Raw genomic sequence first — 20,830 nt, forward strand, 5'->3', positions numbered from 1 at the left:
TGAGATGGGTGTCTTCGAGCTGCACCCGTCGGGCGCGCTGGCGGCCCGGGCCCCCGAGGAGGCAGCGCGCCGGGCGCTGCTGGGCGAGTGGTCGTACCGCCTGCCAGGCGGCGAGGCCCTCGCCGATGTCGCGCTGCGTGTAAGGGACTTCACCACCGAGCTCGCCCGGACCGTCCACGAACTGCCGCCGGTCCCCGACGCCTCCGTCACGCACTGGCGAGGCGACGGACGCCACCTGCGGCTGTCCAACTGGGGCCAGATCGCCCACCTCACTGGTCTCCCCCTCGCGGAAGGAACGTCATGAGCGATCAGCAGCACCCCACCGATCCCGTGCTCTCCCGCGTCCAGCGAGTGCCCGGCGGCCTGTACGGCGACGAGCCCTACGAGGCCGCGCTCAGCGACCTGCGGGCGGCCGTCGCCCAAGTGTCCGCGGCGCTGTCGAGAACCCAAGATCCGTCCGTCAGCGAGTACCTGACGCGCTATCAGGCGGACCTCAACCGCGCCCAGCTCCAGCTGCACCCGCACGGCAGCGCCGCCCTTGAGCGTGCCCACGCCCTGTGCCGCACGGTGCGCCGCTACCTGACCACCGGGGCGGCGTGAGTCCAGTGCCGACCACCGAGGGTCAGCTGCCGCTGGAGGATATCCGGCACCGATGCTGTGGTCCGGCCGGACGGGGAGCTGGGGTGCGGGCAGGCTCACAGGGCGCCATTGTTTTCTCTTCGATCAGCCCTTCTGTCCGGTCTTCTCGACCATGCGGGCCAGTTCGATGCGGGAGCGCACGCCCAGCGCTGCGAAGACCTTTCTCAGGTGGTAGTCGACGGTTCGAGTGCTGAGCGAGAGGGTCAGTGCCACCTCCCGGTTGGTGGCGCCCTCGGCCACGCACCGGGTGATCCGCAGTTGCTGCGGGGTGAGTGCGTCGAGGCCCGGGCCCGGCCCCGGTGCTCGCCCTGCGCCGCTCTGCGCCACGCCGCCGGCCCGTAGTTCGGCCCGGGTCTGGTCCGCCCAGACGCGTGCGCCGCAGCGTTCGAACCCGACCAGGGCTGCGCCGAGTCGGTCGCGTGCCTCGCTCAGCCGGCGGCGTCTGCGCAGCCACTTGCCGTGCAGCAGTTCGGTCCGGGCGCGTTCGAAGTCGCCGCCGCCGGCCGCGTCGTGCAGGTCGAGCGCGCGGCGGTACAAGGTGTCGGCCCGGTCCGGCGGAGCCAGCAGCGCACGGCAGCGCGTCAGTTGGGCGGGGGCCTGCGGATCGGCGCCGAATCCGGCCCACCGGGCGAACTCCTCGACGACGTCGGCGACTTCGGTGACGCCGTCGTCGGTCCGTCCGGTCGAGGCAGCAGCTTCCACGAAGCACGGTACGGCGAGCATCCACACCGCGAAGTGCCCTCTGCGCGGGCCCGGGTGGACGAGTGGCCCGAGGCGGTCCGCGGCTTCCCGGGGGCGCCCGCCGGCCAGGTCGGCGCGGGCGATCGCCCACTGCGCCAGGGTCGCGGCCTGGACGAGTCCGTGCCGCCGGGCGGTGGCCAGCGCGGTGTCCGCGTGGGCGGCCACCTCCTCGGGGGTGCCCTCGATCGACGCGGCGAGGGCGAGTACCGCGTGGTGGTGGGCGGCCGTGTTGCGCTGCCCCGTCCGGTGCGCGGCCCGCAGCCCCTCCTCCGCATGGGTCCTGGCCAGCGCGTGCCGTCCGGCGCGCAGTTCCGCGTAGGCGAGGTACTCCCGGGCCCGCGCGCGGGCCGCGGCGGTCCCGGGGGTGCCCGCGGCGGCCAGGGCCCGCGCCCCGGCGCGGCGGGCGGCCGCGAGATCGCCAAGCAGCAGGGCGGCAGCGGACGCGCGCAGCGCGGTGTCCGGCTCGTCGGCCCCGGCCGCACCCGCGGCACCTGCGGCTTCCGCGTCCACGATCAGCCGCCGCAGTGGCCCGGCCGCCTGCGCGAACTTCCCTTCGAGCAGGGCCCGGAGACCGGCCCGGTATCCGAGGTCTCGGGACAGTTCGGTGCGATTCCGTGCGTCCGGGGCCGGGGCCTGGGCCTGGGCCTGGGCCGAGGCCGGAGTTGGGGGGTGCGCCGCGGGCCGGGGGGTGTCGGCTGTGGTCAGGGCGTGTAAGCAGCCCTGGGCGTCGCCCGCTGCCCAGGCGGCGTCGACCGCGGCCAGCAGGGCCGACTCGGACTTGTGTGGGGACGACTCGGCGAGCAGGCGGGCCGCCAGGAGCAGGGAGGCTCTGGCCTCGTCGACCGCGCCGTCGTACAGGACCACCGTGCCGCGTATCAGTTCGGCGCGGCCGCGCAGCGCCGTGGGTGCGGCACTGTCCCGGGCGCGGTCGAGCAGGCGCAGGGCCCGGTGCGTGCGGCCGGTGTGCAGGGCCTGTTCGGCTGCGGCCGTGTACCACTGCGCGCGCCGGGTGCCGTCGTCGGTGAGGTCGGCGGCGTGGGTGTAGGCCGCGCACCGCAGGTTCCGGGGGTGTGTCCGGTCGTCGGCCGCCGCGGCCAGTGCGGTGGCCGTCCCGGGCCCGGGCGCGGCGGTGGACCGGGCGCGGTGCAGCAGGACGGGCAGGCCGGTGGATCCCGTCTCCTCCAAGGCCCGGGCCAGCGCGTGGTGCGCGGCCCGGCGCCGCTCGGGCCGCGCGTCCGCGTACACCGCGCGGCGCAGCAGATCGCTGTGGAAGCCGACCTCGGCGTCGGTGCGGACGAGCAGTTCGGGCAGTGGGCCGATGGAGTGGGCGGACTGTGCGCCGGGAGGTGTCCCCCGCAGTTGTTCCGCCGCCCGCCGGGCGAGCGTCAGGGCGATCCGGGCGTCCTGCGTGTCGTGCGCGTACCGGACGGCCGCCGCGACCGTCAGCAGCAGGTCCTCCTGCGCGGGGGTGCACCCGGTCAGGAAGTGGCCGGCGAGGCCGGTCAGCAGCTCGGCGTCGGCCGGTGGAGCGGGCAGCCGGCGGTGACCGCGGATCTGGGCGGGCGACAGCCGGCGGACCATTCCCAGCAGCAGCGCCGGGCTGCCCTCGGCCGCGTCCACCAGGTCGTCGCGGACCGCCCGGTCGAGGGCCCCGTCCGTCGCCTCGTCCAGGAGCGTGGCCGCCTCGTCCGGGGAGAGCGGGTCGACGCGCACCACCGGCGCGCCGAGAGCACGCAGCAGGGCGCGCAGACCGCCGAGGGGTACGGCCGAAGCGACCGGGTCGGCCCGCACACCGACCACGTACGCGGCCGGGTATGCGCGGGCGGCGCGGGCCAGGAACGCCGTGCGGCCGCAGCCGGGTTCACCGGTCACCACCCGCACACCGCCGCCGTGGGTCGTCTGTCCGCTCATTCCCGTGACGGTACGTACGGGTAGCGGGCTGCGGAAGCCGTGCGACCGGTTCGGCGCCAGCGTCGCCGCGGGCTGTTCCGGGCCTGCCACCTGGGGGTTCGTGTGCGACGGCGGTGGCAGACCTTGTGCCGGATCCCAATGGCCGCCGCCGCGCCGCGTGCACCGGCACAGCGACGGCGGCGGCGGCCACTGCGGCTGCTGCTGCGCCGGTGGCGGTGCCGTTCTCCTCGCGTCGTCTCAGGACGTGTGCGGGCAGTTGCCCCGGTACTCGTCGATCGTCGTGCTCGGCCGCGGGAGCGGGCACAGGAACTGCTCGTAGCGCGTGTCGTTGTCGATGAAGCGCTTCAGCCACGAGATGCCGTACTTCGCGATCGTCGTGTTCGAGGAGTTGGGGGTGAAGTGGGTGGCGTTGTTCAGCTCCAGGTAGGCGCGGTCCAGGGAGGACGGCAGGCTGGTGTAGAACGGCTCGGCGTGGGTGGCGACGGGGGCGACGGTGTCGCCGTCGGAGCCGACGATCAGTGTGGGTGTGGTGATCTCGGGCCAGGTCTTGTCGAGGTTCCACGGCGTCAGCGGGATCGCGGCCTGGAGGGAGGGCCTCGCCTTCGCGGCTTCCAGGCTGCCGCCGCCGCCCATCGAGTGGCCCATGACGCCGAGGCGGCTGCTGTCGACGCGGGTGCGCACGGAGCTGACCTGGGTGAGGTGGTCCAGGGCGGCGAGCAGCTGACGGCCGCGGGAGTCGGGCTGGTCCAGTGTGGTGAGGGTGTCGATGGTGAAGACGACGAAGCCCTGGGACGCCAGCCGCGGGCCGAGCCAGGCGAGGGAGGACTGAGTGGCGGTGTAGCCGGGCGCGACGGCGATCGCGCCGAAGGTGCCGTCGGCCGTGCTGGTCGGGTAGTAGATCGTGCCGCCGCCGAAGCCGGTCACGGCGAGCGGGGAGACGGTGGTCTGGGACACCGCGTACGGACCGCGCAGTGCCTCGATGCTCGCGGTGGTCGGCGCGGGGCCGCGCTCGTAGGGGTTGTCCGCCGCCTGTGCGCCGGGGCCGCTGAGTGTGGTGAGGCCGACGACGGCGGCGACCGCCGTGGCGAGCCGGGCGAGCTGTCCCGACCCGGGGAGGTGGGACCTGCGGTGGGGGGAGCCGGTGGAGACGCGGTGGGGCGCACCGGTGCGCATGGGAAGCTGCACGACGAGTCGTCCTCTCGGTCGGGCGGGCCGCGAGGGGCGCCGCCGCTGGACTGGCGGTGCCACTGTCGGGGTCCGACCGGTGCGTGGGGATCGGTGATGTCACCGGTCTCACGGTTTTTCACCGGAAGGGACCTTCCGCTCGTCCTCGGCCCGGTCCCGAGGACGTAGGGCCTCCGGTGGAGCGGACCTCATCGGCGGCCTCGACGGCCGCGCCCCTTGGCCTGCGGCGGCAAGATCTTCGACGGCAAGAGCTGTCACGTCAAAGGCTGCACCTGTGCTGCGCGGTTCGTGGGCAGGAGCCGGGCGAGCCAGTCGGTGCGGGTTCGGCGGGCTGTGGCCGAGAGGTGTGCCTGCGGGTACAGGGCGTCGAATCCGTGGAAGCCGCCTGCCCAGACGTGGAGTTCGGCCTGGCCGCCGGCTGCCCAGATGCGGGTGGCGTAGTCGGTGTCCTCGTCTCGGAAGACTTCGGCGGAGCCGGTGTCGATGTAGGTGGTCGGCAGGCCGGCGAGGTCGTCGGCCAGGGCGGGTGAGACGTATGCGGGTACCTCGTCGTCGGTGAGGTCGCCGAGGAGGCAGCGCCATCCGAATCCGTTCATCTCGCGGGTCCAGACGCCGGGCCCGTCGGAGTACTGGAGGCTGGAGGTGGTGGTGTTGCGGTGGTCGAGCATGGGGCCGATCAGGACCTGGGCGGCGATCGTCGGGGTGCCGAGGTCGCGGGCCAGCAGGGTGACGCCGGCGGCGAGGCCGCCGCCCGCGCTGGCGCCTGCGACGATGATCCGGGCGGGGTCGATGCCCAGCTCTTCGCAGTGTTCGGCGATCCAGAGCAGTCCTCGGTAACAGTCGTCGACCGGGATACTGCCGGTGGCCTCGGGTGCGAGGCGGTAGTCGACCGAGACCACGACGGCGCCGAACTCGTCGAGCCACTCCAGTGGGATGTCGATCTGTGAGAAGCGGTCACCCATGACCATCCCGCCGCCGTGCATCCAGTAGACGCAGGGTGCGGCGGCGGTGCGGTCGGTGTTCGCGGGGCTGAAGACGGACAAGGGGATCGTGGTGCCGTCCGGACTCGCAGCGGTGACTTCGCGCCGGTCGATCGCTCGGCCTTCGAGGAGGGGTTCGACGGGTGTCGAGGAGAAGGGGCGTACCTGCGCCAGCACTTCCGGGCTGAGGTGAGACATCAGCGGCATGTCGGCCAGGAGTTCACGCAGTTCGGGGTCGAGGGCGGGTCGTGCCGTGGTCATGGTGGTCGCTGCCTTTCGCGGGTGGTGGCGGGACGTGGGACGAGGAGGGGGGCGCCTTGGCGGGCACCGTGGCGGCAGGGGCTTGGGGCTGGGGGGTGGGGGGTGGGGTGTTCGGTGGGTCAGAAGGCGGTCCTGCCGCGGACCGGCACGTAGTCGGTGTACTCGGACTCCTTGGCCAGCAGTGCGCCGATCTGCGCCACGATGGCCCGGGCGGCCTCGCCGGCGAAGATCCGGTGGTGATCGTCCTGGCTGGTCCAGCCCTCGGTGACGTGGACGACGTCGGGGGCGGACGCGGAACGGGAGACGAGGTAGACCACGCAGTGCTCGCTCGCGCCGGGGCTGCCTTCGTGCAGGCCGGTCAGCAGCAGGTCGACGAGCCGGTCGCCCATTCCGGGCCGGGCGGTCAGCGTGGCGTTGAAGCCGTATGCGGCAATCATGGCGGCCTTCTTTCTGCGTTGATGGAGTGAGGTGATTCCATTCAATCGCCGTGACCTGCGAAAACGTTAGATCGATGCTCGCTGGTACTTGCACGATCCTCGCGCGCACGGGAATTTCAGCACGGAGCGGTGCTGCAATGGACGCATGCACCTCGAAGAGTTCCGCACCCTGCTGGCCCGGCATGCCCGGCCCGACTGGACCACCGCCATCGACGGCGTCCTCATCTCCAGGGTCGAGCGGCCGGATCCGCCGGCGCCCTCGATGTCCGGCACGGTGCTCGCCGTCATCGCCCAGGGCGCCAAACGCCTTGCGCTGGGCGACCGGGTCTACGCGTACGGTGCCGGGCAGTACCTCGTCGCATCCGTCGACCTGCCCGTCACCGGACAGTTCACCCAGGCCGCCCCCGAGCAGCCGGCCCTCGGCTTCGGCCTCACGCTGGAACCGTCCGCCGTGGCCGAACTGCTGCTGCAAGCCCGTCCCGGCGACATCCCCCGCCCCGCCGCAGGCACTCCGTCCGCGATCGCCGTCAGCGACGCCTCGCCCGCGTTGCTCGACGCGGTGGTCCGGCTGCTGCGCCTGCTCGACGAGCCCGGCGACCGCGCCGTACTGGCCCCCCTGATCAAACGCGAGATCCTGTGGCGCCTGATCACCGGCGAGCAGGGCGCGACGGTGCGCCAGCTCGGCCTCGCCGACAGCGGCCTCAGCCACGTGTCCCGGGCCGTGCGCTGGATCCGCGAGCACTACGCCGAGCCCTTCCGGGTCGAGGACGTGGCGCGGCTGTCCGGGATGAGCGTCTCCGCGTTCTACCGCAACTTCCAGGCGGTGACCGCGCTGAGCCCCATCCAGTTCCAGAAGCAGATCCGGCTCCAGGAGGCCCGGCTGCTGCTCGCCACCCACCCGGGCGACGTCACCGGAGTCGGCCACCGCGTCGGCTACGACAACCCGTCACAGTTCAGCCGCGAGTACCGCCGCCAGTTCGGCGCACCCCCGAGCCGGGACGCGGCCCGCCTGCGGAGCACCGCAGGCGTCCTTCCTTGAGCGGACGGACAGTTGGGGAGGATCGTGCAAGACGAAGCGACGATCATTGTACTGTTTCAGCAGGTCAGAGCGATTCAATGGGATCACCGGTTCTTCCGCGGGGCAGAAAAATGCCTGTCCATCCGCGGATCCCCCTCCATCGCTAAGGACTACCGCATGAAGACAGTTCTGATCACTGGCGCCTCGTCCGGATACGGACGGGAGACCGCCCTGTACTTCCACTCGCAGGGGTGGAACGTCATCGCCGCGATGCGCACTGCGCGCGCGGGCGTCCTGCCCGAGTCTGACCGGCTCCGCGTCGTCGAGCTCGACGTGACCGAGCCCCGGACCATCACCGCCGCGTTCGAGGCGGCCGGGCCCATCGACGTCCTGGTCAACAACGCGGGCGTGCCGTCGATCGGCGTGTTCGAGGGCACCCCCATGGCCCGGGTGCGGGAAGTCTTCGAAACCAACACGTTCGGCGTGATGGCGACGACGCAGGCGGTGCTGCCCCAGTTCCGCGAGCGCGGCTCCGGCGTAGTGGTCAACGTGACCTCCAGCGTGGTGCTGGGCCACATGCCGCTCTCGGCCGTCTACAAGGCGAGCAAGATGGCCGTCGAGGGGTTCACCGCATCCCTCGCGCTCGAGCTCGCGGCCTTCGGTGTGCAGGCCAAGACGGTCCAGCCGGGCGCCTGCCTGACGACGAACTTCGCGGCCAACGCGACGAAGGGCGCCTCGCTGGACGAGCTGGTCCCGGCGCCCTACGCACCGTGGGCGAAGAAGGCCATGGGCGACTTCACGGGCCAGGACCTGTTCACCAAGGAGAGCGACGTCGCCGAGACAGTGTGGCGAGCCGTGCACGACACGACCGGCCAGCTGCGCTTCCCCGCCGGCCCCGACGCGGTCTCGCTCGCCCAGGCGAGGTGATCAGCCCATCAGTACGTCAGGGAGGGCTTTCGAGGCCCCCTCGGATCGGTCACCATAGGGGTCCGTCGGCGATCCGAGGGTGGGGATGAGCGAGGGCGGGAACGTTCTGGACGAGCGACGGAACAGACCGGAGCAGGTCGGACCCGCGCCGTGGCTGGCGCTTGCCTGTCTGGTCGGGCTGTTCATGGCCTACCTCGTGCTGACGCACTTCACCGCAGAGCTGCGGGCGGCGCTGTGGGGCGAACCCGGGACCGTGACGGCAGCCGACTGCCGCACGTACGACAACACCGTGGCCAATGCGGGAACGTCGACGTCCTGCTCGGGTGCCTTCACCCCGGACGGCGGCGGCTCGTCGTTCGACGTCCCCGTCGAGGGCGACATCGATGCGCGACCGGTCCGCGCGCGGCTGGTGGACGGTACCTCGGGCACCGCGTACGTCTCACCGACGCTGTGGGCGGGGGTGCTCCCGGTGGGGCTGTCCCTCCTCCTGGCCGCTCTCCCGGCGGTGGTGACGGTGAAGTACCTGCGCCGCGTCCGCGCACAGCGCCCTGGGGAGCCGCTTCACGGATCGGACGCAGAGTCGAGTGCGTGATCGACGACGACGAGCACGACGGGTTGGCTTCGACGGGCCCTGCCTGTCCAGGTCTGTCCCTGTCACAGCCGGCGGCCGGCGACATCCCCGCCGGGGTCGTCGGCCAGCACGATCGCCGTGGTGATCCGCTTGCCCACCGGTTCGCGGTGGACGGCGAAGCTCTGGCAGACCGCCATCACGATCTCCAGCCCGTGCTGGCCTATCCGGGTCGGGTCAGGCGCAAGGACGGCGGGCGGGGTCGGGTTGCTGTCCCAGACGGTCACCTCGACGGCGCCGCCGCTGATCTCCAGGGTGAGCAGGCAGGTGCCGGGTGCGTACTTGCGGGCGTTGGTGACGAGCTCGCTGACCACGAGCTGCACCGTTCCCATGGCGCGGCCGGAGACCGGAAGCCCGTGCAGCGCCTGGACGTCGGTGAGGAACGTGCGGGCCAGGTCGCGGGCGACGGCGATGTCCTCGCTGCCCTCGAACGCTCCGGACACCGACAGGACGTCCCGCAGGACCAAGGACCCGCCCTTGTTCTCCGCTGTCTGCTCCATGCCGGTCCGCCTCCCCGTGCTCTGATGTGCCTTGCCGCGTTTACCCCCGAACCTTCACTTCAGGCGCGGGCAGGTCAGGGGCGGCAGACCAGTGCGCCGCCCGGGCTGCCTGCGGCCTTGGCCCCGGCCTGCCGGGCTGCGGCTTCGGCCTTGGCCTTCACTCGGATCGGGGAGCTCGTCCTGCACCCGGACTGCGGTCCCGGCCACTGGAGCCAATGACGCAAGAGGAGATGCGGGGGGCGTGGCGGGTGAGCCGGGCGCCGGCCAGGTGGCCGGCGTCGACGCCGTTGAGGCCGGCCTCGCCGACAGGCCGGGGCCACGCTCCTTCACCCTCGGGCCGCGGAGGTGGGTCACGCTGGGGTGAGCAGCTCTGCGTGGCCCGTTCGCCGGAGGTATTCGATCACCGCGTCTCGGCTCTTCTCCAGGCACACGATCCTGTTCTCGACGACGCGCAGCTCGCGAGCGAGCTCCTGTGCCAGGGTCTGGGTGCACGCGCCTGCTGCGTCCTGGGCCGAGGGAGCCTCGATGTCCAGCACGATCTTGATCATCCTTGTCGACAGACCAGCCTCGACGAGCGCCCGGACGTGACGTGCGTGCTCGACCTGGTCCTCGGAGTAGTCGCGGTAACCGTTGGTTGACCGCGACGACTCGATGAGCCCCTGCTGTTCGTAGTAGCGGAGCATCCGAGCCGGGGCTCCTGTTTTTTGGGCGGCCTCACTGATCTTCATCACTCGCTCCTCCTCGTCAGCCGACGACTTGACCTTGACACTGATGTCAAAGTTTACGGTGATTCTCGAGACCCCAGCGACCAGAACACACTGGGGCAAGACGAATACGGCAGGGACCTTCTGATGACCGACTACAGCTCGAACTCCACCTCCCGGGACATCCTCATCATCGGAGCCGGGGAGCTCGGCATGCCCGTCATCCGCAACGTCGTCCGACGAGCGAAGGACGTGGAGGGCTCCTCCGTGAGCGTGCTTCTGCGGGCCGGCGCCCTCGCGTCCACTGCACCCGACAAGCAACGCGACGTCGCTGAGATCGAGAACCTGGGCGTGAAGATCGTCGAAGGGGACCTCGTGAAGAACACCGTCGACGAGCTCGCCTCCCTCTTCGCCGACTACGACACGGTCATCGGGTGCACGGGTATCACCGCCGGCCTCGAGACCCCCATGAAGGTCGCCCAGGCAGCCCTCCAGGCACGGATCCCGCGGTACTTCCCGTGGCAGTTCGGCGTCGACTTCGACGTCATCGGCCGAGGAAGCCCGCAGGACATCTTCGACTCCCAGCTGGACGTCCGTGACCTGCTCCGGTCCCAGGACCGGACCGAGTGGGTCATCATCTCCACCGGCATGTTCATGAACTACCTCTTCGAGCCCGGCTCGGGCATGGTGGACCTGCCCAACGACACCGTCAACGCACTGGGAAGCCTCGAGACGGCGGTCACCGTGACGACACCCGAAGACATCGGCGTCCTGACCGCGGACATCCTCTTCGCCGAACCTCGTATCCGCGACGAGATCGTCTACCTCGCCGGTGACACCATCACCTACGGCGAGCTGGCCGAAACGCTCGAGACCGTGCTGGAGCGTCCGTTCCGCCGTGTGGTGTGGACGGTTCCGTCGCTGCTCGACGAGCTGGCCGCCGACCCGGACAACATGACGCGGAAGTACCGGGCGGTCTTCGCACAGGGCCGCGGCGTCGCGTGGGCGAAGGACGACACCTACAACGCACGCCGCGCGATCCCCGTGACCGGCCTCCGCCAGTGGGTCGAGAAGAACCTCGCCGGCTGACGCACTCTCCGCCCCTGCACCGGCCGGCTCCCCCGGCGGGCGCGATCCGGCTCCCCGCTGGGGCAAGCGGATTCCAGCCCGCCGACACGCACCACGCGGCGTGCCCCCCTGGCAACGCGCGTGAACCAACAAAGGACACGACCACCCGTGCCAGGCCGACTCCCCCAGCAAGACCTTCTGATCAACGGCCGGTACAACCGCAGGCCATGCAACGGCCAAAGCCCGCCCGGCCCTCGGTGGTGCCGCAGTCGGTCGGCAGACACACCACCGCCCGCATCTCCCTGTTCGAGCCGCCCCGCATCAGCACCCCGCCCCTGACGACCATGTCCACCGGGCAGACCCGAAGCGTCACACCCACTCCGTGTACATGCCTGGACCATGTTGTCCGGCGACGGCGCGTGCGCATCGGTCCGGGCGCGTGGGGCAGACTCATCCCCTCAGGCCCGAACGCGGGCGCGCCCAGGACAGCCGAGGACATGGTGAGCGACAACGACGTAGCGGGCAGACCGGAGCTCTTCATCGAGGAGCGCTTCGTCGACGGGGCCCGTGTGGTGAGCGTGCGGGGCGAGATCGACCACGACGGCAAGGACGTCCTGCGCAGTGTCCTGCTGTCCGGCGCCGGCGCGGCGCCTGCCCGGCTGGTGGTGGACCTCAGCGGTGTCCCGTTCATGGACTCCAGCGGTATCAACGTCTTCGTCGCCGCCCACCAGGCCGTCTCCGGCACCGCAGGCTGGGTGCGAATCGCCGCGGCCCAGGAACCCGTTCTGCGTGTCCTCGAGCTGGTCGGCGTCGACGCGGTCATCACCTGTCACCCGACCCTGGAACAGGCATTGCGCCCCTGAGCGGGCGCTGTCCGGATGAGCCCGGGGAGCCGTCCTGGCGCCTGTGCCCGCGCCGGCAGGCAGGCCCTGGCACGAGCGCGGCTCCGGCGGTGTGTCCGGGGACGGTCGGACGTGGACGTCAGATGTGGACCTTGCCGAAGATGTGGTTGGCGGGGGCGTGAGGGTCGTCGCCGTAGAAGAACTCTTCGAGTGCCCGGTGGAACTCCTCGCGGTCCAGTCCGCCGGAGCCGTCGAGGTCCAGAGCGGCGAAGACGGCGGCGCAGTCCTGGCCGGGGACGGCGGCGACCGAGTCGAACATCTGCTGGAACTCGGCCTGGTCGATCTTGCCGTCCGCGTTGAGGTCGACGAGGTCGAAGAAGCAGTTGGTGACCGGCTCGATCTGGTGCGGGTAGAGCGCGCGGTCGGTCAGGACGCTCTTGAAGCCTTCGGTCATCTCCCGCACGTCGACCTTTCCGTCGCCGTCCTGGTCCATCGGGGCGATGACGTTCGACCAGAACTGGTCCATACCCTCGGTGAGCCGGCGGGCGGTCTCCGGGTCGGGAGTGGTCTCGCGGGCGTTGATGTAGCGCTCGCTCATCATGCGGACGTCGCGCTGGGTGATGAATCCGTCGCCGTCGACGTCGGCGCCCCTGAACCACTGGCCGTACTTGAGGTCTTGAAGTGCAGTCATGGCTGCGGATCGTAATCACCGGTTCCGGCGGCGCAGGCGTCCGCGGGGAGGGCGGGCGCAGGGCGGGCCTGCCGGCCGGGCGCCCGGTGACGGTGAACACGGCAGACGTGCCCGTCGCGGAGGGGGCTTCGGTTCAGTGTTCGAGGTGTGGTGGTGTGAAGGCGAGTACCTCCTCGAGCGGCCCGTCGTAGGCCTCGACGTCGACGAGTGCGCTGTGTGCGCTGGGTCCCTGGGACAGACGGGAGCAGCCGCGGTCGCCGGTGAGGGTGTTGGGGTTGCCGTGGCGGTCCAGGGTTCCGCTGCGGCCCGGCTGGGCCGGGTCCCACCACGCTCCGGTGGACAGCTGGACGACGCCGGGCATGACGGCGTCCGACAGGATCGCGCCCGCCAGGCAGCTGCCCCGGTCGTTGAAGACGCGCACGATCACGCCGTCGTCGATGCCGCGTGCTGCCGCGTCCTGCGGGTTGATCGTCACGGGCTCGCGGCCGTGGATCTTCGACTTGAGGCTGTGGCCGCCGTTGTCGTACTGGCTGTGCAGGCGGGAGGCGGGCTGGTTCGAGATCAGGTGCAGCGGGAAGCGGCTCGCCAGGCCGGCGCGGAGCCACTCCACGGGTTCGAACCACGCCGGATGTCCGGTGCAGTCGTCGTAGCCGAACGAGTCGATCTTTTCGGAGAAGATCTCGATCCGGCCCGAGGGGGTCGTCAGGGGGAAGCGCTGCGGATCGGCGCGCAGTGCTGCGAAGCTGCCGGGGAACGGCCCGCCGAGGGACGGCAGTTCGACGCCGCGGGCGCGTTGCCAGAAGTCGTCGAAGTCCGGCAGGGCCGCGTCGTCGCCGAGGTCCGCACGGGTCCGGGTGTAGAGGTGGCGGACCCATTCGATCTCGCAACGTCCTTGGGTGAATGCGTGCTCGTAGCCGAGCCGGGCCGCCAGAGCGGCGAAGATCCGGTGGTCGGTGCGTGCCTGGCCGGCCGGTTCGCGGACCTTCGGCATCGCGACGAGGTGGGGGTCGGAGAATCCCGCGGCGAAGTCGTCGCGCTCCAGGCTGGTCGCGACGGGGAGCACGATGTCGGCGAACTTCGCGGTGGTGTTCCACCAGGCTTCGTGGACCACCACGGTGTCCGGGCGCTGCCAGGCCCGGGTGAGGCGGTGGAGGTCCTGGTGGTGGTGGAAGGGGTTTCCGCCGCACCAGTAGATCAGGCGCAGGTCGGGCAGGGTCAGGCGCCGGCCGTCGTAGTCGATGGTGGTGCCCGGTTCCAGCAGGGTGTCGGCGATCCGGGCGACCGGGATGAAGTCCGTGACAGGGTTCGCCGCCTGCGGCATCGACGCCACGGGCGGGCGGCCGGGGGCGACACCGGTCGCGTCCATCGTCGCGTAGCCCGCGCCCCAGCCGCAGCCGGGCCGGCCCAGTGAGCCCGCCATGGCGGCCAGGACGACCGACATCCAGATCGGCTGCTCGCCGTGGTCCGCGCGCTGTACGGCGTAGTTGACCATGACGAGGGAGCGCTGTGCGGACAGGCGGCGGGCGAGATCGGTGATGGTGTCGCGGTGGATGCCGGTGATGCGCGCGGCCCAGTCGGCGTTCTTGGCGATGCCGTCCGCGTCGCCGGTCAGGTAGGGGGTGAAGCGGTCGAACCCCTCGCAGCAGCGGGTGAGGAAGTCCTCGTCGTGCCAGTCGTTGACCAGCATGGTGTGGGCGATGCCGAGCATCAGGGCGGTGTCGGTGTTGGGGACGACCGGCAGCCACTCGGCGTCCAGGAAGCCGGCGGTGTCGCTGCGGATCGGGCTCACGTTGACGAACCGCACCCCGGCCTCACGGCACTTGCGTTGCAGGTCCCGTGTCTGGTGGCGGGCCAGTCCGCCGGGGTTGATCTGGCTGTTCTTCAGGGCCAGTCCCCCGAACGCCACCACGAGCTCACAGCTCTCGGCGATCTCGTCCCACATCGGCATCCGGGACTGGTAGCTCCACGGAGCCCCGCCGATCACATGCGGAAGGACGACCTCGAGGGCTGCGGTGCTGTAGGTGTTGCGCGAGTCGGTGTAGCCGCCGCCGAGCGCCAGGAAACGCTGGAGCTGGCTTTGCGCGTTGTGGAATCCGCCCGCGCTGGCCCATCCGTACGAGCCGCCGAACACCGCGCTGTCGCCGTGCTGTGCGCGGACGCGGCGCAGTTCGTCGCTCACCAGTGTGAGCGCTTCGTCCCAGCCGACCTCCACGAAGGCGTCGGAGCCTCTGGCGGTGTCACCGGCGCGCGGTAAGCCGTCGAGCCATCCTTTGCGTACCGCGGGACGCAGTATCCGCGCGCTGTCCTCGGCGGCCGTCACCATGCCCGGGCCGATCGGCGAGGGGGCGGGGTCATCGCCGCGGGGCTCGATGCGCACCAGCCGGCCCGCATCGACCACGGCCTCGAAACTGCCCCAGTGCGTCGCCACCGGCATGCGTCGTTCCACCGTGCCTCAACTCCCTCCCTGAGGTCCGTCCGGCTCTCGAACAACGGCCGCTGCGCCACAGGGGTTTCGCGTCGGTCAGCGGTCCGCCCGACTCAGGCTCCCCCCGGCGGATGCGGCCCAATCCTGCCGGTTCGTACGATTCCTGCCGCCGGCGCCCGGGCGGAGCACGGCACGGTCATCACATCGCCTGCAAGCCCTTGGCCGGCACGGAGAGGCCGCCGGTCCGCAACGCGCGCGCCCTGCGCCGGTCAGGTCTGGGGCGGGGTCACCGGTGGCACCGGCGGTACCGCGCCGCGCGCCCGCAGGTCGGCGGCGCCGCCCTCGCCGAGGACCCCGGTGGTCCGTTCCAACTCCTCGGACGGCAGCGCCGACAACGACCGCCGTGCCACCGCCGACACCACCAGCGGCAGCACCGGACGCAGCGGCTGCACCAGACGCAGCCACGGGGGCGCGTAGACGCTGACCGCGCGCCGCTCCACCCCGCGCACCAGCCATCGGGCGACCTGCTCGGGGCTGTGCACGCGGCGGGCGGGGGCGGGCTGATGGGAACGCAGGGCCCGCAGCACCGGATGCTCGTCGAGGGCCGCGATCATGTCGGTGCCGGTCCAGTGCAGGTACGCGATGCCCACCCCCACGCCCGCCGGGCGCACCTCGGTGCGCAGGGCCTGGGCGAACGACTCCACGCCCGCCTTCGAGGCGCAGTAGGCGCTCATCAGCGGCGCCGAGCCGAACGCGGCGGTGGATGCCACCTGGAGGAAGTACCCGCCGGTGCGCACGAGTTGGGGCAGGAAGACGCGGGCGGTGTTCGCGCTCCCGATCAGGTTGACCTCGACCACCCGGTCGAACAGCGAGGCCGCGCACGTGGCGAACGGGCCCGCGGCGGCGATGCCCGCGTTGGCGACCACCACCGAGGCGGGCCCCAGCCGGGCATCGACGCTGCGGGCCGCGCCCTGGAGCGCCGCCTCGTCGGTGACGTCCACCTCGAAGCAGTGCGCCTCGGTCGGCAGCCCGGCCGCGACCTTGCGCAGCGAGTCGAGTTCCCGGCCCAGCAGCGCCACCCGCATACCCCGCAGGGCCAGCCGGCGTGCCACCGCCGCTCCCACGCCGCGTGCCGCCCCGGTGACCACAGCGATCCGCGCGTACGGTCCGCCCTGCGCCATGACCGCCTCCAGGCCCGTCCTTACGACACGACCCGCGCCGCACCGCGCACCCGGCCAGTCGACCACGCCCCCGCGCGGGCCGCCCGCCACCGCGAGCCACGAGGGTGACGGCACCGCGGTCCTGGGGGCCGTGGCTCGGGGGGCCGGGAGGACGGGTGCTGGGGGGGGGACGGTGGTCGCGGAGGTGAGGCCGGTGCCGCCGAGGGCGGCCAGGACCGGGCCCGTACGGCGCACCGCGCAGGCGGCGATGGCGGCGGCCGCTGCGGCGCCGAGCGTGCCCCGGAGCAGGTCGGGGCGGGCGCGCGCGGAGGGTTCAGCCGGTGCAGGCGCATCCGGCGGCTGCCTTGGCCTCGGCCGGGGTCCGGGCGGGGTCGACGCTCTGCTCGCCGGGGGTGCAGCAGCCGGTGGTCCCGCAGCAGGCGTCCGGTGCGCTGTCGGCGCTCTTGCCGAGGGTGTCGGCGTCGGCCTTGACCACGTAGACCTCCCACGGCTCCTTGCCGGGGCCGTGGACCCACACCTTGTCCTGGAGGGCGTAGCAGCAGGAGGTGTCGTTCTCCTCGAAGGTGGCCAGGCCGGCGTCCTTCAGGCGGGTGGTGGCGGCGTCGACCTGGTCGGTGGAGTCGACCTCGACTCCGAGGTGGTCCAGGCGGGTCTCCTCGCCGCTCTCGCCCTCGATGAGGACGAGCTTGAGCGGGGGCTCGGTGACGGCGAAGTTGGCGTAACCGGCGCGGCGCTTGGCGGGCTCGGTGCCGAAGAGCCGGGTGTAGAAGGCGATCGAGGCTTCGAGGTCGGCGACGCGCAGGGCGAGCTGGACACGGGACATGGCGGTCTCCCAACGGCTTGTTTCGACATCTGTCGATACAGCCGACCTTGCCACCGACATCGACAGCTGTCAATATTGAAGAATGTCGAAACAAGCTGGCCTGCCGGTGCTCGGACAGGACGACGCCGCGTGCTGCGCGCCGATGGTCCGCGAGCCGCTCGGCGAGGACGCCGCGGCCGAGCTGTCGCGGATGTTCAAGGCCCTGTCGGACCCGATCCGGCTGCGCCTGCTGTCCCTGATCGCCTCCCACGAGGGCGGTGAGGCCTGCGTGTGCGACCTCACCGGCCCCTTCGACGTCTCCCAGCCGACGATCTCCCACCACCTGAAGGTGCTGCGCGAGGCCGGGCTGGTCGGCTCCGAGCGGCGCGGGACCTGGGTGTACTACTGGGTGCTCCCCGAGGCGCTGGTGAAGCTGTCCGCCCTGCTGGAGATCCCCGCGATGTCCGCGAGGACGCCCGCGTGAGCGCGTCCGCGCCGCTGCTGCGCCGGGCGGCGGTCGAAGGGCTGGGGACGGCCGCGCTGGTCACGATGGTGGTCGGCTCCGGGATCCAGGCCTCCGAACTCACCCGCGACGCCGGCACGCAGCTGCTGGCCAACTCCCTGGCCACCGTCTTCGGCCTCGGCGTGCTCATCGCCCTGCTCGGCCCGGTTTCCGGGGCTCACTTCAATCCTGCGGTCACCCTGGCGGCCTGGTTCACCGGCCGCCGCACCGGCGACGGCCCCGGCCTGCGCGACGTCGCCGCGTACCTGCCCGCCCAGGTCGCCGGGGCGATCGGCGGCGCGGTGCTGGCCGACGCCATGTTCGGCAAGCCGCCGGCCGCCTTCTCCACCCACGACCGGTGGGCCGGGCACCTGTGGCTGGCGGAAGCCGTGGCCACCGCCGGACTGGTCTGGCTCGTCCTCGGCCTGGCCCGCGCCGGCCGCGCGCACCTCGCGCCGCTGCTGGTCGCCTCCTACATCGGCGCGGCGTACTGGTTCACCTCCTCCACCTCCTTCGCCAACCCGGCCGTCACGATCGGCCGGGCGTTCACCGACACCTTCGCCGGCATCGCCCCCGCCTCCGTGCCGCCCTTCCTCGCCGCCCAGCTGGCCGGCGCCGCTGCCGGTCTCTGCCTGGTCGGCGTCTGCTTCGGCCGCCCGGCCGCCGCAGACGCCGCAGACGCCGCAGACGCCGACCAGGCTGTCGTCCCCCACGGCGGGCAGCAGCCCGCCGCTCCCGCCCGTTCCGCCGAAGAAAGCGCCCTGACCCGATGAGTTCCCCCTCCGCCGCGTCCGCCCCCTCCGCTGCGTCCGTGCTGTTCGTCTGCGTGCACAACGCCGGCCGGTCCCAGATGGCCGCCGCCTTCCTCACCCGCCTCGGCGGTACCCGCGTCCAGGTCCGCTCCGCCGGATCCGCCCCCGCCGACACGGTGAACCCGGCCGTCGTGGAGGCCCTGGCCGAGGTCGGCATCGACATCTCCGCCGAGACCCCCAAGGTCCTCACCACCGAGGCCGTGCAGGACTCCGACGTCGTGATCACCATGGGCTGCGGCGACGCCTGCCCGTACTTCCCCGGCAAGCGCTACCTGGACTGGCAGCTGAAGGATCCGGCCGGGCAGGGCGTCGCCGCGGTGCGGCCGATCCGCGACGAGATCGAGCGGCGCATCCGCGGCCTGCTCGCCGAACTCGGGATCGAGCCCGCGGCATGACGGCAACCGGCACCGGCGTACGCATCGCGCCCCTGCGCGCGGAGCACGCCGAGCAGGTCCTGGCGATCTACCGGCTGGGCATCGACGAGGGCAACGCCACCTTCGAGACCACCGCCCCCACCTGGGAGGCGTTCGACGCCGCCAAGCTGCCCGACCACCGCCTGGTCGCGCTCGACGGCGGCCGGGTGCTGGGATGGGCCGCTGTGGTGCCGGTCTCCGACCGGTGCGCGTACGCCGGCGTCGTCGAGCACTCCGTCTACGTCCACCCCGACGCACGCGGCCGCGGCATCGGCCTGACCCTGCTGAGCGCGCTGCTCGACTCCACCGACGCAGCCGGCATCTGGACGGTGCAGTCCGGCATCTTCCCCGAGAACACCGCCAGCCTCGCCCTGCACCGGCGCGCCGGGTTCCGCGTCATCGGCACCCGCGAACGCATCGGCCGCCACCACGGCACCTGGCGCGACGTCGTCCTCGTCGAACGCCGCAGCCCCGGCGTGAACTGAGAGCGGCGGCCGCCACGGACGATGCCGAAGCGTCTGCCGCCCTGCCAGGCACCCGGGAACCGGCCGCCACCGAGGATCTGACGCGCCATCAGGCGTACTTCGACGGTGTCCCCCTGACTGACGTTGTCATTCCACGGCCGACAGCACCTGCCGTTCGTGGTCGACACGATAGGACTTGCCTCGTTCCAGCTGGTGATCGGGAACATTGAGCACGGCGAGGTCAGCCGCTCCCTGTTCCCTCAGCCGAGGGGAGACGTAGCTCAGAGCCGCTTGCTCCATCTGTTCGCGGCTGGGGGCTTCCGCTCCGGGGAGGTTGACCACTCGGTGGACGTGATGGATCGTCCCACTGCCTCGGTCGTAGACGACGAACACATACTGCGATGCGGGCTCTGTGGAGCCGTCGGTTCCTTGCGGCAGCATGATCAGCTCCAGCGTAGGATGTTGCAGACGACGGTGCCTTCTTGGTGTGAGCCGAGCGCGAGCGCGAAGGTGACACTGGTCAGGCTCTGATCGAATACGGTGTTCGGCCAGTTGTAGAAGTTGTCGCCGAAATCCGTCACGTTCTCCGGCCCTGCGGGATTGGGGCGGGTCCGAAAGCCTCGGATGCCTGAATTGCAGAGGCCTTCACCATCGGCCTGCCCCAGGCTGGCCTGTCCCACGGCTTTCTGGGCGCCGATGTTCATTTCCAGCGTGCCGCCCCCGGTGCTGGACCAGAGGATATTCCAGTTCATATCAGCGATCGGCATGGGTGCCCTCTTCTCGCTGGAGTTCAGTGCCGGGGTGGCAACCTGCACGGCGGCTGCCTGCGCGCAACGATCAAACGATCTTCCTGCGCTTTGGAATCCTCTTTTCATCATCATCCTTGGCCCAAGGGCTCGCAACTTTCGGTAGGCACCAGGCCAGGATGACGAGTTGAGGATTTCAGCGGCTTCGATGAAACGTGGCCGCCGGCATCCGGCGGCTGCTCAGCCGGGCGGGACGGCCGGGTCGACGATCCGGTATCCCACGCCGGGTGTGGTGGCGATGACCGGGGTGTCGCCGAGCTTGCGGCGCAGGCGGCTGACGGTCACCGTGACGGTGTTGGTGAACGGGTCGGCGTGCTCGTCCCAGACCTGTTCGAGGAGGTCCTCCGCGCTGAGGAAGGCCGGGCTCGCCTCCAGGAGGGCTTCGAGCACCGCGAACTCCTTGACCGACAGGTCGAGTCGGCGGCCCTCACGCCCGGCGGTGCGGCGCACCGGGTCGAGGTCGATGCCCGCCGCGCTCAGGGTGCGGGACCGGACGGCGGGCCGGCGGCGAGCCAGGGCGCGGATGCGCAGGACGAGTTCGGGAAAGTGGAAGGGCTTGGCGAGGTAGTCGTCGGCGCCCAGGGTCAGACCGCTGACGCGGTCGCCGGGTGAGCCGGCGGCGGTCAGCATCAGGACCATCACGCGGCTCTCCCGCCCGGTGATCATCTGGCAGAGGGTGTCGCCGTGGATGCCGGGCAGGTCACGGTCGAGCACGACGACGTCGTACGCGTTGACGTCCAGCTTGGCCGCGGCGTCGAGCCCGTCATGGGCCACGTCCACGGCCATGCCCTGGTCCCTCGGCGACGACCTCGGCGAGGGAGCGGGCGTCCTCCACCACCAGGACCCTCAACGCGCCGCCCCCGCCCCGGCGCCGGGGCCCCCGCCGTCGCCCC

23 protein-coding genes and 1 pseudogene are annotated in these 20,830 nt (G+C 71.7%); 11 read left to right on the forward strand and 13 right to left on the reverse strand.

Annotation, left to right across the window (positions count from 1 at the left end; genetic code table 11):
• Positions 1 to 4: 4 nt before the first annotated feature.
• Positions 5 to 304: a hypothetical protein gene (locus Saso_RS36900; RefSeq protein ID WP_189927142.1), complete on the forward strand. Its 300-nt coding sequence runs from the start codon at positions 5 to 7 to the stop codon at positions 302 to 304.
• Positions 301 to 600 carry a hypothetical protein gene (locus Saso_RS36905; RefSeq protein WP_189927143.1) on the forward strand — a complete coding sequence of 100 codons (300 nt, stop codon included), beginning with the start codon at positions 301 to 303 and terminating at the stop codon, positions 598 to 600. The genes Saso_RS36900 and Saso_RS36905 overlap by 4 nt, the downstream gene beginning before the upstream one ends.
• Before the next feature lie 123 nt (positions 601 to 723).
• On the opposite strand, the gene Saso_RS36910 is transcribed toward Saso_RS36905, so the two are convergent.
• From Saso_RS36910 to Saso_RS36925, 4 genes are all read right to left on the reverse strand, one after another.
• Positions 724 to 3,291, reverse strand: coding sequence for a helix-turn-helix transcriptional regulator (locus tag Saso_RS36910; RefSeq protein WP_189927144.1), 2,568 nt, complete (start codon positions 3,289 to 3,291; stop codon positions 724 to 726).
• Positions 3,292 to 3,528: 237 nt separating this feature from the next.
• Entirely contained in the window at positions 3,529 to 4,464 is a 936-nt protein-coding gene (gene bdeA / locus Saso_RS36915) for a bis(hydroxyethyl) terephthalate hydrolase (RefSeq protein ID WP_189927312.1), read from the reverse strand.
• Positions 4,465 to 4,730: 266 nt separating this feature from the next.
• Positions 4,731 to 5,717 carry an alpha/beta hydrolase gene (locus tag Saso_RS36920; RefSeq protein WP_189927145.1) on the reverse strand — a complete coding sequence of 329 codons (987 nt, stop codon included), beginning with the start codon at positions 5,715 to 5,717 and terminating at the stop codon, positions 4,731 to 4,733.
• A gap of 119 nt (positions 5,718 to 5,836) precedes the next feature.
• Complete coding sequence (locus Saso_RS36925) at positions 5,837 to 6,154, reverse strand: putative quinol monooxygenase (protein WP_189927146.1); 318 nt, start codon at positions 6,152 to 6,154, stop codon at positions 5,837 to 5,839.
• A gap of 145 nt (positions 6,155 to 6,299) precedes the next feature.
• Between Saso_RS36925 and Saso_RS36930 the strand changes: the two genes are divergently transcribed.
• The 3 genes from Saso_RS36930 to Saso_RS36940 all read left to right on the forward strand — a co-directional run bounded on the left by Saso_RS36930 (position 6,300) and on the right by Saso_RS36940 (position 8,691).
• Positions 6,300 to 7,193 carry an AraC family transcriptional regulator gene (locus Saso_RS36930; protein WP_189927147.1) on the forward strand — a complete coding sequence of 298 codons (894 nt, stop codon included), beginning with the start codon at positions 6,300 to 6,302 and terminating at the stop codon, positions 7,191 to 7,193.
• 156 nt (positions 7,194 to 7,349) lie between these two features.
• Positions 7,350 to 8,099 carry an SDR family oxidoreductase gene (locus Saso_RS36935; RefSeq protein WP_189927148.1) on the forward strand — a complete coding sequence of 250 codons (750 nt, stop codon included), beginning with the start codon at positions 7,350 to 7,352 and terminating at the stop codon, positions 8,097 to 8,099.
• Positions 8,100 to 8,184: 85 nt separating this feature from the next.
• Complete coding sequence (locus tag Saso_RS36940) at positions 8,185 to 8,691, forward strand: hypothetical protein (protein ID WP_189927149.1); 507 nt, start codon at positions 8,185 to 8,187, stop codon at positions 8,689 to 8,691.
• Positions 8,692 to 8,753: 62 nt separating this feature from the next.
• Here the strand turns inward: Saso_RS36940 and Saso_RS36945 are convergent, their stop codons facing one another.
• Together Saso_RS36945 and Saso_RS36950 are read right to left on the reverse strand one after the other, a co-directional pair.
• Complete coding sequence (locus tag Saso_RS36945) at positions 8,754 to 9,227, reverse strand: ATP-binding protein (protein ID WP_189927150.1); 474 nt, start codon at positions 9,225 to 9,227, stop codon at positions 8,754 to 8,756.
• Positions 9,228 to 9,577: 350 nt separating this feature from the next.
• Positions 9,578 to 9,955, reverse strand: a complete 378-nt coding sequence (locus tag Saso_RS36950; RefSeq protein WP_189927151.1) for a MerR family transcriptional regulator — start codon at positions 9,953 to 9,955, stop codon at positions 9,578 to 9,580.
• Between the two features lie 123 nt (positions 9,956 to 10,078).
• On the opposite strand from Saso_RS36950, the gene Saso_RS36955 reads away from it, so the two are divergent.
• A complete protein-coding gene (locus tag Saso_RS36955; protein ID WP_189927152.1) occupies positions 10,079 to 11,020 on the forward strand; it encodes an aromatic alcohol reductase in 942 nt (313 codons plus the stop codon).
• Between the two features lie 476 nt (positions 11,021 to 11,496).
• Positions 11,497 to 11,862, forward strand: coding sequence for an STAS domain-containing protein (locus Saso_RS36960; protein ID WP_189927153.1), 366 nt, complete (start codon positions 11,497 to 11,499; stop codon positions 11,860 to 11,862).
• 118 nt (positions 11,863 to 11,980) lie between these two features.
• Here Saso_RS36960 and Saso_RS36965 read toward each other — a convergent pair whose 3' ends face one another.
• From Saso_RS36965 to Saso_RS36980, 4 genes are all read right to left on the reverse strand, one after another.
• A complete protein-coding gene (locus tag Saso_RS36965; RefSeq protein ID WP_189927154.1) occupies positions 11,981 to 12,532 on the reverse strand; it encodes an EF-hand domain-containing protein in 552 nt (183 codons plus the stop codon).
• 133 nt (positions 12,533 to 12,665) lie between these two features.
• Entirely contained in the window at positions 12,666 to 14,978 is a 2,313-nt protein-coding gene (locus Saso_RS36970; RefSeq protein ID WP_189927155.1) for a molybdopterin-dependent oxidoreductase, read from the reverse strand.
• A 248-nt stretch (positions 14,979 to 15,226) separates the two neighbouring features.
• Positions 15,227 to 16,138 (reverse strand): SDR family oxidoreductase, encoded by a 912-nt coding sequence (locus Saso_RS36975; RefSeq protein WP_189927313.1) that lies wholly within the window; start codon positions 16,136 to 16,138, stop codon positions 15,227 to 15,229.
• 313 nt (positions 16,139 to 16,451) lie between these two features.
• Complete coding sequence (locus tag Saso_RS36980; protein ID WP_189927156.1) at positions 16,452 to 16,961, reverse strand: ArsI/CadI family heavy metal resistance metalloenzyme; 510 nt, start codon at positions 16,959 to 16,961, stop codon at positions 16,452 to 16,454.
• Positions 16,962 to 17,043: 82 nt separating this feature from the next.
• Here Saso_RS36980 and Saso_RS36985 point away from each other — a divergent pair, with 82 nt between their 5' ends.
• The 4 genes from Saso_RS36985 to Saso_RS37000 are packed head-to-tail and all read left to right on the forward strand — an operon-like array spanning position 17,044 to position 19,152.
• Complete coding sequence (locus Saso_RS36985; protein ID WP_189927157.1) at positions 17,044 to 17,424, forward strand: ArsR/SmtB family transcription factor; 381 nt, start codon at positions 17,044 to 17,046, stop codon at positions 17,422 to 17,424.
• Positions 17,421 to 18,215 (forward strand): aquaporin, encoded by a 795-nt coding sequence (locus Saso_RS36990; protein WP_189927158.1) that lies wholly within the window; start codon positions 17,421 to 17,423, stop codon positions 18,213 to 18,215. The genes Saso_RS36985 and Saso_RS36990 overlap by 4 nt, the downstream gene beginning before the upstream one ends.
• Positions 18,212 to 18,649: an arsenate reductase ArsC gene (locus tag Saso_RS36995; RefSeq protein ID WP_189927159.1), complete on the forward strand. Its 438-nt coding sequence runs from the start codon at positions 18,212 to 18,214 to the stop codon at positions 18,647 to 18,649. The genes Saso_RS36990 and Saso_RS36995 overlap by 4 nt, the downstream gene beginning before the upstream one ends.
• Positions 18,646 to 19,152 carry a GNAT family N-acetyltransferase gene (locus Saso_RS37000; protein WP_189927160.1) on the forward strand — a complete coding sequence of 169 codons (507 nt, stop codon included), beginning with the start codon at positions 18,646 to 18,648 and terminating at the stop codon, positions 19,150 to 19,152. The genes Saso_RS36995 and Saso_RS37000 overlap by 4 nt, the downstream gene beginning before the upstream one ends.
• Positions 19,153 to 19,278: 126 nt before the next feature.
• Here Saso_RS37000 and Saso_RS37005 read toward each other — a convergent pair whose 3' ends face one another.
• The 3 genes and pseudogenes from Saso_RS37005 to Saso_RS37015 form a co-directional block, all read right to left on the reverse strand.
• Complete coding sequence (locus Saso_RS37005) at positions 19,279 to 19,572, reverse strand: hypothetical protein (protein WP_189927161.1); 294 nt, start codon at positions 19,570 to 19,572, stop codon at positions 19,279 to 19,281.
• 2 nt (positions 19,573 to 19,574) lie between these two features.
• Complete coding sequence (locus Saso_RS37010) at positions 19,575 to 19,898, reverse strand: hypothetical protein (protein WP_189927162.1); 324 nt, start codon at positions 19,896 to 19,898, stop codon at positions 19,575 to 19,577.
• 219 nt (positions 19,899 to 20,117) lie between these two features.
• Positions 20,118 to 20,787, reverse strand: a pseudogene (locus Saso_RS37015) (response regulator transcription factor).
• Positions 20,788 to 20,830 lie beyond the last annotated feature (43 nt).

The organism is Streptomyces asoensis (assembly GCF_016860545.1).
GTDB classification, from domain to species: Bacteria; Actinomycetota; Actinomycetes; order Streptomycetales; family Streptomycetaceae; genus Streptomyces; species Streptomyces asoensis.